Consider the following 17,383-nt stretch of genomic DNA (forward strand, 5'->3'; position numbering starts at 1 on the left):
ACGGTGGTGTGAGAGGACGCTAAATAAAATAATTATTTAGCTCCTACTCGATTTTGTATAAATAAAAATAAAAGTTTAAAAGCATATCTGAATATTTATTATAAAAAAGGTCTTGACTAATTATAATAAATGTGTGATAATCAATTCAAGTTAGTTACTAAATGTAACTAACTTGAATAAAATACTAAAATAAATTTTTGTAAGATAGTAAAGTTATTATAGAAGGGTTCAGCAATGTTTTAAGTTAAAATTCTAAATAATAATCAGGAGGAGGGATATAGAATGTTAAGTAAGATAAAAAGTGACGATATGGGTAATAGTAATCTTGGATGGCTAAGAACTAAATTCCATTTTTCCTTTGCAGAATATTACAATCCATATAATATGAGATTTGGAGCTTTAAGAGTTATAAATGATGATTTAATTAAACCTGACACTGGATTTGATACTCACCCTCATAAAGATATGGAAATAATAACATATGTAATTAATGGTGAACTTACACATGAAGATAGCATGGGTAATAAAAACACAATAACTCGTGGTCATGTTCAATACATGAGTGCGGGAACCGGAGTGTATCATAGTGAATTTAACTTTAGAGAAGATACATTAAGATTGTTACAGATATGGATTTTGCCAGATAAACAAGGATATAATCCTGACTATGGAGACTATAGGTTTAATTGGACTGATAGACAAAACAAATGGCTTCATATGGTTTCAAGAAAAGATGGAAATGCACCAATAAAAATAAATCAAGATATGAATGTTTATTCTTTAGAACTTGGAAAAGAAAAAGAGATTAATTTCACGGTTAATGAAGGAAGACAGGTATATCTAGTTCAGATAGAGGGCACTTCTATAATAAATGATATTGAGTTAAATGATAGAGATGGAATGAAAATAATTGAGGAAGATATTTTAATCCAAGGAAAAGAAACGTCCCATATTTTAATTTTAGAAATGAAAAAAGAATACTAATATTAAATATGTATATATTAATTATATTAAAAATAATATTTTATATAAGTTCTAATTAATATTCTACAGTTAATTTATCATACGGTTAACAAATATATGTAGTATCTTTAATAGAACATATATAAATTAGGAGGAATGATTAATGTCAAAAGATTTTTTTACTGCTGTGGCAGATAGACGTTCATTTTATGGAATTAGCAAGGAGGCCGTGGTTTCAGATGATAGAATTAAAGAGATTGTAGACCATGCTGTGAAACATACTCCATCAGCATTTAATTCACAAAGTACAAGAGTAGTGTTAGTATTAGGAACTCATCATGATAAATTATGGGATATTACAAAAGAAGCTTTGAGAAAAGTTATACCAGTTGATCAATTTAGTACTACTGAAGATAAAATAAATTCATTTAAAAATGGATATGGGACAGTATTGTTCTATGACGATAATAGTATAGTAGAAGATCTGCAACAAAAATTTACTCTTTATAAAGATAATTTCCCAATTTGGGCTCAACAAACAAATGGAATGCATCAATTTGTTATTTGGACTGCATTAGAAACAGAAGGATTTGGAGCATCATTACAACATTATAATGAACTTATTGAAAATGATGTAAAGAAAGAATGGAACATACCTGATAACTGGAAGCTTATTGGACAAATGCCATTTGGAAAACCAACAGCAGAGCCAAAGGAAAAGGAGTACCAACCGTTAGACGAACGTGTCAAGGTATTTAAGTAAACTGTTCTTAAATAAATACTAAGATTAATATAATTGAAGATAATATAAAATAGGACTTTTTTTATGGGATAATAAAAGAATTAGAGCAAGGCATAGAAAGGAATATATGAATTAGGAGGTAAATCTACTTTTTCACAGTATAGTGGATTTTAAAGGTCGTGCTTCGCCTCCACCATAGAAAAAACTGTACATTTATTTGTACAGTTTTTTATTTTATAGACATAAACTTATTATAAAATTCTTCTTTAAGTCTTAATAATTCATTAGAATATCTACCATTTCCAGGTGTAATAGCTCTATATTTTTCTTTATCCAATTTAATTTATTTTATAATAGTAATTTTATTACAATAATAAGAAAGATTTAGATTAAGGTAAATGTAAAGTTAAAAAGAATTTTAGATATTATTTACTACAATAGATTATATATTATCTGCAGGAAAAACTATATCCAGCTTATTTCTTATTGAATCTATAGTACTAATAGTATCAAGTGTATTATCTAAAGTATTAAGACATGAATAAGTAGCTTTAACATCACTAGAATTAATTAATTTAATAAATTCCTCAATTTCATAATACATATCATTATCATATTGATTTTCACTTAAACTTTCGATAGTTCCGTCATTGTATACTAATTTTACATTTTTGAATGTATTTATTTTGTCAATTATAATACTTCCTTTTTCACCTTGTATCTCTGATAGTATATTAGAGTTTGCTATCTTAGAGTAAAGTATTACTGCATCCATATCACCATAATCAAGTATTGCACTTCCTTGCCCATCAACACCATTACTTAAAAATAATGTATTACATTTTATATCGTGGGGTTTTCCAAATAAATTTATCATGGGTGATAAACAATATATCCCTATATCCATAAGAGATCCATTTGATAATTCTTTTTTAAAAGCATTCATTATAATGCCTTCTTTAAATTTATCATATCTAGATGAATATTGGCAGTAACTTGCAAAATACCTCCTAATTTTACCGATCTTATGAAGGTTATTTTTAACATTTATAAAGTTTGGAAGACAAGTAAGTCTCATAGCTTCCATTATTACTACATTATTTTTTTTAGATGTATCTATAATATTTAAAGCTTGAGCATAATTTGATGCAAATGCCTTCTCACATAAAACATGCTTTTTATTTTCAAGAAAAAGTATAGCTTGATCGTGGTGAAGTGCGTTTGGTGAAGCTATATACACAGCATCTAATTCTTTATCTTTTGACATTTCATTTAATGAAGTAGATGCTTTATAAAAATTATATTTATTTTTAAATCTTTTAGCTGTATCCTCATTTCTTGAATAAAATGTGTGAAAGTTTAAATTTTTAAAATTAGAGGCAGCATCTAAAAAACTTTCAGCTATAAATCCACTACCTATTACACCTAAATTAATAATTTTTTTCATCGTTATCCTCCTAAAACTAATAAGAAATAGATTTTTCAAGTTTAGCAATGGTGGTATCTTTTATTTTTTCATAATGGTCACAAACTTTCTCAACTAAATATTACTTTATTTAGTTTGTTTTATTGTGTTTACTATTTTATATTAACATCATAAAGATAAATTTAAAAGTTACACTAAAAAATTTTTAAAAGGATATAATATCAAAGACAATGATAAGATAAATTATTTTCAACTATATAAGAATTTATAGTAAGTATTAAAGCATAAATATTTATCATTATATTTGATGTTGATGATATAATTAGCCTTAGATAAAATATTAAAATGTAAGGAAGATAAATATGAAAAAAAGTGTTAAAATGATATATCCATCATATATAGATAAGTTTCAGTGTATTGGAGGAAAATGTGAAGATAACTGTTGCATTGGATGGGATATAGATATTGATAAAGAAACATTTAAAAAATATCATAAAGTTAAAGATGAAACGATGAAGAAGATGTTCCAAAAAAATGTTCATAACAATAAATATTGTACTAATGAAGATTTAGATTATGGAAGAATTAAATTAAATAAAAGGAAAAGATGCCCGTTTCTAGATGATGAGAATTATTGTTTGATTCAAGGAAAATTTGGTGAAGATTATCTTTCTAGTGTTTGTACTCAATTTCCTAGAGTACTAAATAAAGTAGATGATTATTATGAAATATGTCTTGATGCAGCATGTCCAGAGGCAGCAAGAATTATTCTTGGAAGTAAAGAGAAAATAGAATTTAAGGAAAGTGAAAAGCGTTTAGGCAAGTACACTATGGCAGGTGTACTTGATACTACATCATCTGAATTCAAAGATACACCTATAGAGTATTTCAAAGAGATACGAGACTTTTCAATAAAAATAATGCAAAATAGAAATTTAAATTTGAGTTCTAGATTATATGTTCTAGGTGATTTTTTAAATGAGCTAGAAGATATAGAAAGTGATAAAATAAAAGAATTTATAAGTAAATATGATATAGAAACTGAATCTAAGTTTTGCAAAAGAGAGCGTATGAATTATGCACTTCAGGTTTCATTTTTGAAGAATGTAGTTGATTCTTTAGATATAGTAAATGAAACTGATAGTAATAAATTTAAAAAGTACACTAAAGAACTTTTACAGGGATATAATATTAAAGATAATGAGGGTGTAATTGAAAATAGAGAGGAATATATAAATGCATTTGAAAAATATACAGAAAAGTATATAGAAATTAACAGCCACATATTCGAAAATTATATGGTTAATTTTATATATAATAATTTATTCCCTTTTTCAGAAAGCGATTTTATGTTTGAAGGATATATTATGCTTTTATTTAGATATTCATTAATGAGATTTTATCTAGTTGGGAAATACATATATAATGGAAAAGATTCTGTAGAAGATATGGTAGAGTTTATTCAAGTATTTGTAAAAGCAGTAGAGCACGATAAGAACTATAGAAGCGAGATTTTAGAATATATTAAAGAAAATAGCTTTGATAATATGGAATTTGCAAAAATGATTTTGTAATTTTAAATAAGTAGATTACAATAAAGATTAACAGATTATATTGCTATTAAGTAACTATAAATAAGTTATAATGGTGGATTTCAAAGGTTACGTATCGCCTCCACCATGAAAACCACGAAAATCTTAATTTGAACTACCCCCTGTCAAGTAGACAGGATAAATAATAAAAAATTATGCTACTAAAGTATGACTTCGATATTCTATTGGAGTCATACTTTTTAACTTTTTCTGTAATCCTTTTGTATTATAAAAATCTATATATTCATCAATAGCTTGTTCAAGCTCTTCATATGTATCGAATTTTCTTAGGTAATACATTTCAGATTTAAGTGTACCCCAAAATCCTTCCATCGGACCATTATCTATGCAACGACCAGCTCTAGACATACTTTGAATTGCATTAATTTTATCTAGTTTATTCTTAAATATTTTATTTGTATATTGAAAACTGCGATCACTATGAAATAGTGGCCTTGCGTCGAGATTATCATCTATAGCTTTATCTAATTCAGTATCCTTATGGTTAAACCATTTATAGTAAGAAGAACGTGCAATATTAGCTAAAACGCATAACTCCGCTATCGGATAGCAATTTTCTTTATGCAATTCTTTTATAGTTATATATTTATTGTCTTGCCTTATTCTTGCATTTATCGCCTTCTTTCTATTTGCTCTAATTTTTTTAAGAAATCATTCTCCATTTTTAAACGTTTATTTTCTGCTTCAATAAGTTTTAATTGCATAGATAATTTTTCAGATTCACTAATATTAGTAGCTTCTTTTCGCTTACCGCGACGGTCTAGTAATGCCTCATATACATTATTTTCATATTTCCTTACCCATGCATAAACCTGTTGGTAAGAAACCTTGAATTTATCTGCAGTTTCCTGATAATCATCATTATTCGCAATGCAGAATGCAACAATTTTAATTCTTTCCTCATAAGTAGTTTTTCGCCCATTAGCCATAATCCTATCTCCTTGCCTTTTACGAGATTCTTCTATATTAGACCATTATACTTCTTAATCCTGAAATTCCATATATGTTACATATACTTCTTAAAGAACCTTCCCTGGCAAGATAATCTTCAACTGCCTTAAGTTTAAGTGAGTCAGAATAACATTTATTTTTTGTAGAAATTATTAAATTTAATTCTCTAAGATCATTATATATTTTTACCCAGTCGTAAAATGTAGATCCATTAATTGAAAGTTCATCACATATCTCTACGACCGATTTTTCTCCTGATAGATATTTCTTAATTCCTTTTAATTTCTCATCAAGAGAACATTTGGTTTTTCTTGACATAAAAAATACCCCTTTATAGAAACAGTTTTATTATTTTAACTGTCTACTATAAAGGAAGCATATCAAATTTGGATTTTTGTGGGTCTTTTTAGTTTGCTGTGATTTAGAGAATCGTTTCACATAAGGCACAATCAAAAAATAACAAACCCAACCTGAATCAAGTTTCACTTAATTGAATATTCTTTAGGATGGGAATTGGTATTTCATCAAGAGAATATTCTTAATAAGTATTTACAGAAATTTCAAAGTGATGAATGAATTTAAGTAGAAGAAATAGGCCTTCGGCACCACAGACAATGGAAAATATATTAATGCTAATATAAAAATTGACATTAATATAAGCTGTCACTTTTCCTCCTCTTATGATAGCAAGAACAATGAGATTTTCATCTTTAAATTTCTTAAGTACTATAGAATAGTGGTGGATTTTAACTATATTATTTATTAAGTAATTTATTTAAGTGATAAAATGGAAATGCAAGAATATGAATATAATACTAATAAATTAAATTGTTGGAATAATTTAATTAATATGGTAAAATATTATATAATCAAAGTAAGATAAATTTTTATTAGAATTACATAATAAAGCATTTTCTATTAGTATGATTTTAGTTGTAATTGTTAATATAGTACTAATTTCGGTAGAAATATTAACACCAATATATGTTTAGGAGGACAGTAGATGATAAAAAAGTTATTAGCTATTGGAGTGAGCATACTTTTAATCATATCAATGGTTTCCTGTTCAAAAAAAGATGAAAAAGTTGATAAATATGCTACTAAAATGGATACTATTATGCATTTAACTGCTTATGGTCCTAATGCTAGCAAAGCAATAGATGTAGCCTTTAATAGAGTAGATGAAATTGAAAAGATGGCAAGTAGCTCAATTAACACCAGCGATGTTAGTAAGATCAACGAAGCTGCAGGGAAAGAATACGTAAAGGTACATTCAGAGATCATTAAGATTATAAAAACTTCATTAGAATACTCTAAGATAAGTAATGGAGCTTTCGATATAACAGTAAGCCCGCTTATAAAACTGTGGGGAATTGGTACAGCTGATGAGAGAATCCCAACAAATTCTGAAATCAATGAGAAAGTAGCTCTTGTAGGTTATAATAATATCAGCATTAATGAGGCTGATAGTAGTATTAAGCTTATGAAAGCAGGTATGTCTATAGATCTTGGAGGAGTTGCTAAGGGCTTCACAGCAGATGAGATTATAAAAGTTTTAAAAAAATATGGAGTTGCGAGCGCCATTATAAATCTTGGTGGGAGCTCTATATATACACTTGGAGAAAAACCTGATAAAACCTTATGGTCAATTGCGATTCAAAATCCAAGAAAAGAAAAAAATGAAGGTAATATTGGTATAATTAATCTGAATCAAGGTGCACTTTCTACATCTGGAGATTATCAAAGATTCTTTATAAAGGATGATAAACGCTATCATCACATATTGGATCCATCTACTGGATACCCAGCAGATGCAGGGGTTATGAGTGATACAATACTTGTTGACAGCAGTATAGATGATTGCAATATGATTGCAGATATTCTTACAAAGATTACTTTTGTAAGTGGGGTGGACAAGGGGCTTAAAATTATTGATAGTCTTGAAGGTATCTCATGCATGGCTGTAACTACAGATTTTAATATTTATAAATCTTCAAAGTGGGGCACTAAAATGGAAGATTTAAGTCCTGAATTTATCATGGCAAATTAAATTCGATACTAATCAGTCTTTTTAAAATTTTGGAAATCATAATTTAATGGAAGGAGTGATAATTTGTCAATAAATAAATTTTTTCAATTGGTGGAAATAAGAACCAAACTGGCAAGTTTTATCCCATTTTCTTTAGGATCAGTCTACGCTATATATAGATATAAGAGCTTTAATTTAAGCAATTTTATAATAATGTTTATTTCATTAATTGCTCTTGACATGGCTACTACGGCAATAAACAATTATATTGATAATACAAAAGAAAAAGATAATCTAGCAAATAATAATTTAATTGCTAAATATGGAGTAAATCAATCAAAAGTGCTACTTATAATTTTTACATTACTAACAATTGCAACTATAGCTGGAATTATGCTGACTTTTAATACTAATATAGTAGTTTTATTTCTAGGGATTATTTCTTTCATTGTAGGGATATTTTATACCTTTGGTCCTATTCCAATTTCAAGAATGCCACTCGGAGAATTATTTTCTGGATTTTTTGAGGGTTTTTTACTTATATTTTTGTCAGTATACATTCACATTTATGACACTAATATAATATCTTTTACATATCAAAATAATATTCTAAATGTTGGTATTAATGTATTAGAAATTCTTTCTATTTTTTTAGTTTCCATCCCTTCTACAACAGGGATAGCAAACATAATGCTTGCTAATAATATTTGCGATTTAGAAGAGGATATTCAAAACAATAGATTTACTTTGCCATATTATATAGGAAAGCCAATGGCTTTAAATCTTTTTAAATTATTATATTATATTGGTTATGCAGATATAGTAGTGCTTGTAGCATTAAAAATGCTTCCATTAGCCTCATTGCTTATACTTTTAACGTTTATTATAGTAAATAAAAATATTAAGCTATTTGAAGATAGACCAATTAAAAGTGAAAATTTTGTCCTATCTGTAAAGAATTTTGTGGTGATGAATGCCTCGCAAGTGATTATAATAGTAATTTTGGTTATGACATCACATTAATTTTTAAATATTGCTTTAAAATTACGTGAATAAGACTAGATTTTGTGGTAATATATAATTGGATGTTTTTTCATTATAAGTAATAATATAGAAAATATTTTATTTTAAAGACTAGTAAAATGAAAAAGATAATGCTACGAATTATTTAGATTACGTAAGTTATTCGTACAATATAAACTCAGATAAATTCTGTTTTATAGACATTTTTATAGAAATGACTTAAAAGATATGATGATATTAGAGTTTTAATGAGTAATAAAATAAATAATACGGGGTGATTAAAGTGGTGTCAAAGAAGAATATTGTCATTTTAGGCGCAGGTTATGGTGGTGTACATGCTGCAAAAATTTTAAGTAAAAAATATAAAAAAAACAAAGATATAGAAATTACCCTAATTGATAGGAATCCAATTCATACACTAATGACTGAACTACATGAAGTAGCCGGTGGAAGAGTAGAGCCTGATTCAGTACAAGTTGATTTAAGAAAGATATTTTACAGGTCTAAAGTAAATATTATCACTGAGGAAGTAAAAAATGTAGATGTTAACAATCAAGTTTTAGCTACAGAATTCGGTGAGTATAAATATGATTATTTAATATTAGGTACAGGAAGTGAAACAGCATATTTTGGAGTACTAGGGGTTCAGGAACATGGATTTTCTCTTTGGTCCCTAGATAATGCAATTAAAATAAGACATCACATTGAAAATATGTTTAAGCTTGCCAGCAGAGAAAGAAATGAACAAAAAAGACAAGCTATGCTTACTTTCGCCGTTGCAGGTGCCGGATTTACAGGCATAGAGATGGTTGGAGAGTTCATAGAGTGGAAGAAGAAACTTTGTAGAGAATATAATGTAGACCCAAACGATGTTAAATTAATGGTTGTAGAAGCATTAGGAAATATTCTTAATATTTTAGATGATAAAATGGCATTAAAAGCAGAAAGATATATGATTAAACATAAGGTTGAGATATTAAAAAATTCTGCTATTACACAAGTCACACCAAATGAAGTAAGTCTTAAGGATGGAAGAAAAATCTCAACAAGAACATTGATTTGGACTTGTGGAGTACAGGGAAATTCCTTCTCTAAAAGTTTTGGGTTATCCTTAACAAATAGAGAAAGAATAAATACTAATGAATTTATGCAATCACTTGATAAAGAAAATGTTTATGTTGTGGGCGATGCAGCTTTCCTAGAAGAAGGAAAATCTAAGGGATTACCTCAAATAGTTGAAGCTGCACTTCAAACTGCTAAAACCGCAGCACATAATATTATAGCGGATATTGAGAAAACTGATAAAAAAGCGTTTAAATCAAACTATCATGGTTTTATGGTTTCAATCGGTAGCCATTATGCGGTTGCCGATGTTGGTGGAATTAAACTTACAGGATTTTTAGCTACAGCAATGAAACATTTGGTGAATTTACACTATTTATTTGGTGTTGGTGGATTTTATTTAATTTTTAGATACTTATTCCATGAATTTTTTGATATTAAGGAAAGACGTTCTATACTAGGAGGACATTTATCTGCTAAATCTCCATCAATATGGCTAATTCCTTTAAGATTATACATTGGTTCAATGTGGGTACTAGAAGGAGCGAAAAAGTTAATTGGTGAAGAAACTTGGACAAAAGCTTCAGGACTTCATAAAATAACTTCCGGAATCGGAGCAGATAGCTGGCTTTTAAATGGAAATGTTAAAATGCCTTTTGAATGGTTACATGTTGCTGCAGATGGTACAGCTAGTGCTTCTGTAGAGGCAACTACTACTAATGTATCTAATGCATTACCTTCACCTATATTAAGCAGTATGCCAGGATTCTTTCAGTCAATTATGAAGGTTTTAATACCAAACCCTGAAGTTGCTGTTTGGTTCCAAAGAATAGTTGTATGTACAGAAATAGGTATAGGTCTATGCCTTCTTGCTGGATTATTTACTTGGCTTGCAAGTGCAGCCTCAGCATTCCTAGTTGTAAACTTTGTTTTATCAGCAATGGCTGGATATGACATACTTTGGTACTTCTTTGGTGCAATAGCTCTTATGGCTGGTGCTGGAAAATCTTTTGGACTTGATTACTTTGTAATGCCTTGGCTTGGCAAACATTTAGGAAATTTTTGGCTTGGTAAACAAAAACCATTATATAGGAATGGGACATCATCTAACCTTTAAAAATAGGTGACGAAAAAGGGGGAATAATGAAAAAATGGGATGTAATCATAATAGCTGCATTAATTATAATATCATTGATTCCTGAAGGAGTTATGTTTATTACAAATAGTAATAAATACAACAGTTCATATGTAGAGGTGTATTCACAGGGGAAGTTATATAAAAAACTTCCTCTAAATGAAGATTCAGGAAAGACATCCCTTACTATTGATAATGAACTAGGGGAAAATGTTATTGAAATAAATAATGAACAGGTAAAAATCATTGATGCAGACTGCCCTGACAAAATATGTGTGAAGGCTCATGCTATCAGCAAACCTGGAGAATCCTTAATATGTTTACCCCATAAGTTAGTTGTAAGAATAATAGGTGAAGGAAAACAGGAGACGGATGAAGTATCCTTTTAAGGTGAATTAAATGACAAAAACGAGAAAGATGGTATTCTTATCTTTGCTTGTGTCACAAGCACTGGTGCTTCATATAATTGAATCTATGATACCAGTGCCATTTATAACTCCAGGAGCAAAACTTGGGTTAGCTAATATTGTGACTGTTGTATCACTATATTTATTTGGTGAAATAGAAACTCTCTTAGTTATTATAGTTAGGTTGCTGCTTTCATCTATGCTTGGTGGAAGCATATCTAGTCTATTATATAGCATTGCTGGGGCATTATTTAGCTTTATTATAATGGTATTAATAAAGAGAATGGGCAAAGATAAGGTAAGTTTAATAGGCGTTAGTACTGCCGGTGCAGTGTTTCATAATATAGGTCAAATTATTATAGCTGCATTAGTAGTTCAAAATGTAAATATGAGTTTATATCTTCCGATTTTAACAGTATCAGGTATAGGTACAGGTTTTTTTGTTGGTTTAACTTCGAGATATATTTTAAACCATTTAAATAAGATAAACACAACTACTAAACTATTTGACGATAAAGGGTGATTGCATGGATAAATTTTGGAATGAATATCCAATTGTAAAAAATGACTTAGAAGAAGTTATTAAAATAATGAAGAAAAATATTAAGTGTAAAGAAAAGGTTGTTGAAAATGCAATTTTAGAACTCATAAATTCAGGTGGTAAGCTTCTTAGACCAGCATTTTTGACTATTGCTGCAAGATTTGGTGAGTTTAAGGAGGAAGAGATTTATTCCCTAGCAGTTGTGCTTGAGATGATTCATATGGCTACTTTGGTTCATGATGATATAGTAGATGAATCTAAACTTAGAAGAGGAGCTGAAACTATTCAGGCTAAGTATGGGAAAGATTATGCTGTATACATAGGAGATTTTTTATTCTGCAGGTGCTTTAAAATTTTATCTGAACATTCTACTTTAAAAAATATTAACGTAGACTCAAATGTTATGTCTAAAATATGCATGGGGGAAATAGAACAATTCTCCTCTAAGTACAACAAACAAGTATCCGTAAGAAAATATTTAAAAAGAATATCTGCAAAGACTGCAGAGCTTTTCGCCTTAAGTTTCTATAGTGGTGCTACGGCAAGTGGATGTGATAATAAACTATGCAGAAAACTTTCCAATATCGGACATAATATAGGTATGGCTTTTCAAATAATAGATGACATCTTAGATTATACAGGGGATGAAATAATAATTGGGAAGTCTATAGGTAATGACATAAAACAAGGTATTTATACTTTGCCGCTAATATATGCTCTTGAGAAGAAAAATCTTAATTTATCCTCCATTCTTGATAAAGAATCCTTTGACGAAAATGATCTTAAGAGCATTGCTGATATCGTAAAAGAGCTTAGGGGGATTGAAAAGTCTAGAGTATTAGCTGAAAAATATACTAATAGAGCTTTTAATTTAATTAATACTTTACCAAACAGTGAAAACAAAAATATCTTATTAAATATAACAGAAAAATTATTAGTAAGATTTTATTAAATAAAGAATAAAATTAAATAAAAATAAAATAAAAGCGAATTCAACATTAAATAGAAATTTTTCAAATATATTAAAAATAGTTATTGTTTGTAATTATAATTATAAATTATAATATCATGGTATTATTTTTTATCAATTATATTATAATAAATTATAAAAAAATAGGGGGGGACTTCTCATGAGGATTAAAGCATTATTATTATCAGCAGTTATGGTTGCTGCATTATTGGTTGGATGTGGTTCCAAAGACTCTTCGCCAAATGTACCAACAAAAGCACCAGCAGAAACAGCAGAAGCTGATGCGGTAACATCAGCATCAGTAACAAGTGATCCAGATGTGTTCACTAAGGCAATAAGCAAGGATGGAAAATGGATTATTGCTATTACAAAGGACTTGACATTCGACAAGGATCTAGTATTAGAAGGTGAATTCAAGAATGGTAAAAAGGATGATGCAGGTAAAGAACTTATACAAAGAAAGATAGCTCTTTATACTCAAGATGAAAGTCGTAAAGTAACAGATAAATTTACTTTAACAGCACCAAAATTAACTATTAAGAGTCCAGTAGCTAGTATTCAATATGGAACTTTTAAAGGTGATATATATGTTGAAACTAACGACTTCCAGTTAGTTGATACTAAAGTTGAAGGAAATATCTATTTTAAAGACGACGCAGCTAAGGCTGGATTTAAAATGGATGATACATCTTCTGTAAGTGGAAAACAAGAAGTAAAGAAATAATTTTATATTATTTAACTTTAAATCTTAGTTGGGTTTTAAATAAGAAAACAGTTAATGGCGGGTATATAACAGAAAAAGAACTTAAACAAATACTTTACAAGATATAATACATTTAAATAAAATCTCTGATTAGTTGAACGAAATTTAATAAGATATAAAGAGGTGGATTTTAAAGGTCGTGCTTCGCCTCCACCATTTAAATCCTTGATAGAGATGTCAGGGATTTTGCTTTTTTGCATAAATTTAAATTATTCAGAATGAACCATAAGTACGGAATTTTTTGTTTAGGGTAGCAATAGTATGCTTTATTTCTGTATTTCAATAACTTATTGTTGGATAATAACATTAGGAATTTCTTGCAGTAAAGATAAAGTTAATGTTTAAAAATTCCATTAACATAATACACTTGAATAGTTTAAGCTATTCGTTTACAAATTAATTCAGTTATGCAATAAAATTGTATTAAAAATGAGTTTTAAACCATAATAAATAATTTAATGAATTATTATGGTTTTATCTAAATTTCATAAATAACTGTCCGTAGGTCAGATTAAAATATATCCTTTACTAAATATTAAATTTTAATCTAATTTTAATCTTTCTTATATTTTAGATTAATCTTCTAAAAGTATTATATAACCAGATGAATGATTAACAAATACATGGAGGTAAATCAAATGGAAAGAAATGAAATGATTGAAATTATAATTGCAAAGGCTAATGTAACTCGTGAAGAAGCAATAGAAGAATTACTTGCAAGGATAAGAACAGCACTTAAAAAGAGAATGGTTACAGCAAAAAAGGATGAAGGCATAATAAGATGTGGTTTATTGTCATTAGATAAAATCAGACATAAAGTAATGTATGATAGCACAGAGATAGAACTTACCAATAGAGAGTTTAATTTGTTACAAATATTAATGGAAAACAAGAATATAGTCTTAACTAGAAACACACTTATGGAAAAGGTATGTGGTTATGATTATATTGGAGAAACGAATGTTATAGATGTCTATATAAGATTTTTAAGAACAAAAATAGACGATGTTTTTAAGGTAAAAATAATAACTACAGTTCGTGGTGTAGGATATGTAATTAAAGATGAGTAGAAAAAATAAAACAAAAAATGTTACATCTATTGCAATAAAACTAAATTCTATTTTTGTAAGAGATTTATTTTTAAAGTTTCTTATCATTGATATATGCATAATTGCTGGATTTATTGGAGTTTGGTGTATTGAAAGTGAACTAAGCTTTTATGGTGAGTTTGTAAAAAATGCTCAAAGGTCCTTTGAGTTTTATCCTATAGAAATAGCAAGTTATAAAGTTGTTTTTGATAATGGAAAAGTTATGATAAGAGAAGCTAGCACTTTTCTTAATCTTCTTATAAGAGTAATTGGCGCTATTGGAATTATAGAAGGAATAATGCTATTAAATCAAATGATATTTGGTACTACAAAAAATAGAAGAATTTTAAAACCACTTAATGAAATAGCAGAAGCTACAAGTAGGCTTAGCGATATAGCTTTTGATGAACAAAAATTTCAAAGTCTTGAGGCTGCTATATCTAAGATTAGTCCTGTTACATCTGATGAAAGAATTCATATTGGAGATAGTGATCTTCAAGGTCTTGAGGAAGCAATTAATAACTTATTAGATAGAATGAGAGATTCTTATAGGCAGCAAGCAAGATTTGTTTCAGATGCATCACATGAGCTTAGAACTCCTATATCTGTAATTCAGGGTTATGCTAATATGTTGGATCGTTGGGGGAAAGATGATGAGGAAGTATTAGAAGAATCTATTGCAGCTATAAAAAGTGAATCAGAAAATATGAAAAACTTAATAGAGCAGTTATTATTTTTAGCTAGAGGTATTAATGGTAAAACTCAACTTAAGGTTATAGAATTTTCACTTAATGATGTGATGAAAGAGGTTTTAGAAGAATCTAAGATGATAGATAAAGATCATATATATAGATATATGGATTCAGAAAATATAAATGTTTATGGGGATATAGCTTTACTTAAACAAACAGCTAGAATATTAATAGAAAATGCAGCAAAGTATACAGATAAAGGTGAAGATATAATATTAAGAATAGGAAAAAATGATAAAAATGAGTCGTATTTTTCTATTCAAGATAATGGAATAGGGATAGATGAAAAAGATATATTACACATATTTGAACGTTTTTTTAGAGCTGATACTGCAAGAGTTAGAAAAAATGGTGGTACAGGACTAGGGCTTTCTATTGCTAAGTGGATTATTGATAATCATAAAGGATATTTTAGCGTTTTAAGTAGGAAAGAAATAGGTACAAGAATAACTGTTTTTTTGTCTGAAGTGCAGTAGAATATATCTATCATCTGATAGCATTTAAAGACAGGATAAATAAGTATAAAACCTTTAATATAGAAATAGTAAGGAGTGAGTTTATGGATTGGCTTGATTCGATGAACAAAGCAGTGGAATACATGGAAGCTAATATTACTGAAAAGCTTGATATTGAAAAGGTAGCTAAGATTGCATTATCATCAACATTTCACTTTCAGCGTATGTACCATATGATAACCGGTGTTACAATAGCTGAATATGTACGCAGAAGAAGACTTACAATGGCTGCACAAGACATTATATCTGGTGAAAAGATTATTAATGTGGCTTATAAGTATGGATATGAAACACCAGAAGCATTTACAAAAGCTTTTCGAAGAATGCATGGAATGAGTCCATCAGCTGCACGTGAGCCAGGAGCAAATCTTAAGGCATATCCAAAACTATCCTTTCACATTTCAATAAAAGGAGATAAAGATATGAATTATAAGATTGTTGAGAAAGAGAGTTTTAGAGTAGTTGGTAAACAAACAAGAATAACTATGGTTGATGGAGAAAATTTTGAACAAGTACCTGAATTTTGGAATAAGTGTATGAAAGATGGTTCATATGAATGGATTTCCTCAAAAGCAGGCAAGCTTGGTGTCCTAGGCATATGTAAGGATTTCAAAAAAGACGAATTTAATTATATGATAGGAGTTGAGGAAATCAAAGGCACTATTCCAAATGAATATATTTCAGCAACAATACCTGCAGCAACTTGGGCTATATTTGAAGCAGTTGGAGCAATGCCTGATGCTATACAAGATCTTACTAGAAGGATATTTACAGAGTGGTTGCCATCTACAGGATATCAGCATGATTGCGCACCAGAGATTGAAGTTTATCCAGAAGGTGATATATATTCTTCAGATTATAAATGTGAGGTTTGGATTCCTATTAAGAAGTAAACGAAGAGAGTTAAAGCTTCATCTCTACTAACAAATCCACGACAGAAATGTTGTGGATTTTAATGTTTTCAATATTTATAGGTTAATAAAAAAACTTTATTTTAGCAATGGCAGTATGTATATTCATATATTCTTTCTTCCCACCATCTGAAAGCAACTATTGCACTATTAAATTCAACTGGTAGAAATCCTTCAAGAAGTATTTTCTTATAGAACATATTTTGAACTTTTAAGATATTTAATAAATTTAATATCTAATTAATTTTATAAATAAATATAGTTAATTTGTAAAAAAATATAACAATAAATACTTATTTTTTAAGGATTTATTATTTAATTAGAGTATTTATTGGAGTTATTCTTAATAACAATATTGACAAAAAGCAAAATATAATGTTAATATGATTAAAAATTACGAAAGGGAGGAAATATTATGAAAATAAAAAAATCACAAGTTATGGAATTACAATTTAATAGAGTACTCTTATTATTAGCCAACTTACTTTAGCA

The 17,383-nt window shown here is 28.6% G+C and carries 16 protein-coding genes and 1 pseudogene; 13 read left to right on the top strand and 4 right to left on the bottom strand.

All coding sequences use genetic code 11. The annotated features are described in order from the left end of the window. Positions 1-282 precede the first annotated feature (282 nt). Positions 283-984 (top strand): pirin family protein, encoded by a 702-nt coding sequence (locus tag RYM86_RS02420; RefSeq protein WP_315077449.1) that lies wholly within the window; start codon positions 283-285, stop codon positions 982-984. Positions 985-1,126: 142 nt separating this feature from the next. Further along, on the top strand, positions 1,127-1,726 hold the full coding sequence (locus RYM86_RS02425; protein WP_315077451.1) for a nitroreductase family protein: 600 nt from the start codon (positions 1,127-1,129) through the stop codon (positions 1,724-1,726). 421 nt (positions 1,727-2,147) lie between these two features. Here the strand turns inward: RYM86_RS02425 and RYM86_RS02430 are convergent, their stop codons facing one another. Further along, entirely contained in the window at positions 2,148-3,152 is a 1,005-nt protein-coding gene (locus RYM86_RS02430; protein WP_315077453.1) for a Gfo/Idh/MocA family oxidoreductase, read from the bottom strand. 341 nt (positions 3,153-3,493) lie between these two features. Here RYM86_RS02430 and fliB point away from each other — a divergent pair, with 341 nt between their 5' ends. After that, positions 3,494-4,705 carry a flagellin lysine-N-methylase gene (gene fliB, locus RYM86_RS02435; RefSeq protein ID WP_315077455.1) on the top strand — a complete coding sequence of 404 codons (1,212 nt, stop codon included), beginning with the start codon at positions 3,494-3,496 and terminating at the stop codon, positions 4,703-4,705. A 171-nt stretch (positions 4,706-4,876) separates the two neighbouring features. Here the strand turns inward: fliB and RYM86_RS02440 are convergent, their stop codons facing one another. From RYM86_RS02440 to RYM86_RS02450, 3 genes are read right to left on the bottom strand one after another with little or no spacing between them, the layout of a single operon-like run. Then, entirely contained in the window at positions 4,877-5,311 is a 435-nt protein-coding gene (locus tag RYM86_RS02440; RefSeq protein ID WP_315077458.1) for an IS3 family transposase, read from the bottom strand. A gap of 44 nt (positions 5,312-5,355) precedes the next feature. Next, on the bottom strand, positions 5,356-5,673 hold the full coding sequence (locus RYM86_RS02445; protein WP_315077460.1) for a helix-turn-helix domain-containing protein: 318 nt from the start codon (positions 5,671-5,673) through the stop codon (positions 5,356-5,358). Between the two features lie 37 nt (positions 5,674-5,710). Next, positions 5,711-6,013 (bottom strand): transposase, encoded by a 303-nt coding sequence (locus RYM86_RS02450; protein ID WP_315077463.1) that lies wholly within the window; start codon positions 6,011-6,013, stop codon positions 5,711-5,713. A 685-nt stretch (positions 6,014-6,698) separates the two neighbouring features. Here RYM86_RS02450 and RYM86_RS02455 point away from each other — a divergent pair. The 10 genes and pseudogenes from RYM86_RS02455 to RYM86_RS02500 all read left to right on the top strand — a co-directional run bounded on the left by RYM86_RS02455 (position 6,699) and on the right by RYM86_RS02500 (position 16,873). Continuing rightward, on the top strand, positions 6,699-7,745 hold the full coding sequence (locus tag RYM86_RS02455) for an FAD:protein FMN transferase (RefSeq protein WP_315077465.1): 1,047 nt from the start codon (positions 6,699-6,701) through the stop codon (positions 7,743-7,745). Positions 7,746-7,808: 63 nt separating this feature from the next. Continuing rightward, entirely contained in the window at positions 7,809-8,747 is a 939-nt protein-coding gene (locus RYM86_RS02460) for a 1,4-dihydroxy-2-naphthoate polyprenyltransferase (protein WP_315077468.1), read from the top strand. Between the two features lie 286 nt (positions 8,748-9,033). Further along, entirely contained in the window at positions 9,034-10,926 is a 1,893-nt protein-coding gene (locus RYM86_RS02465) for an FAD-dependent oxidoreductase (protein WP_315077470.1), read from the top strand. Positions 10,927-10,952: 26 nt separating this feature from the next. Beyond that, entirely contained in the window at positions 10,953-11,333 is a 381-nt protein-coding gene (locus tag RYM86_RS02470) for a NusG domain II-containing protein (protein WP_315077473.1), read from the top strand. Between the two features lie 10 nt (positions 11,334-11,343). Further along, complete coding sequence (locus RYM86_RS02475) at positions 11,344-11,874, top strand: Gx transporter family protein (protein WP_315077476.1); 531 nt, start codon at positions 11,344-11,346, stop codon at positions 11,872-11,874. Between the two features lie 4 nt (positions 11,875-11,878). After that, positions 11,879-12,844, top strand: coding sequence for a polyprenyl synthetase family protein (locus RYM86_RS02480; RefSeq protein ID WP_315077477.1), 966 nt, complete (start codon positions 11,879-11,881; stop codon positions 12,842-12,844). Between the two features lie 178 nt (positions 12,845-13,022). Further along, positions 13,023-13,586, top strand: coding sequence for a hypothetical protein (locus RYM86_RS02485; RefSeq protein ID WP_315077478.1), 564 nt, complete (start codon positions 13,023-13,025; stop codon positions 13,584-13,586). A gap of 722 nt (positions 13,587-14,308) precedes the next feature. Then, positions 14,309-14,695: pseudogene (locus RYM86_RS02490) on the top strand (winged helix-turn-helix domain-containing protein); the annotation flags it as partial. Then, the gene (locus RYM86_RS02495) at positions 14,688-15,941 is read left to right on the top strand and encodes a HAMP domain-containing sensor histidine kinase (RefSeq protein WP_315077481.1); all 1,254 of its coding nucleotides are present in this window, start codon (positions 14,688-14,690) and stop codon (positions 15,939-15,941) included. The pseudogene RYM86_RS02490 and the gene RYM86_RS02495, both read left to right, overlap by 8 nt. Positions 15,942-16,024: 83 nt before the next feature. Then, the gene (locus RYM86_RS02500) at positions 16,025-16,873 is read left to right on the top strand and encodes an AraC family transcriptional regulator (RefSeq protein WP_315077483.1); all 849 of its coding nucleotides are present in this window, start codon (positions 16,025-16,027) and stop codon (positions 16,871-16,873) included. Positions 16,874-17,383: the final 510 nt, after the last annotated feature.

The organism is uncultured Clostridium sp. (genome assembly GCF_963527835.1).
Lineage (GTDB): Bacteria > Bacillota > Clostridia > Clostridiales > Clostridiaceae > Clostridium.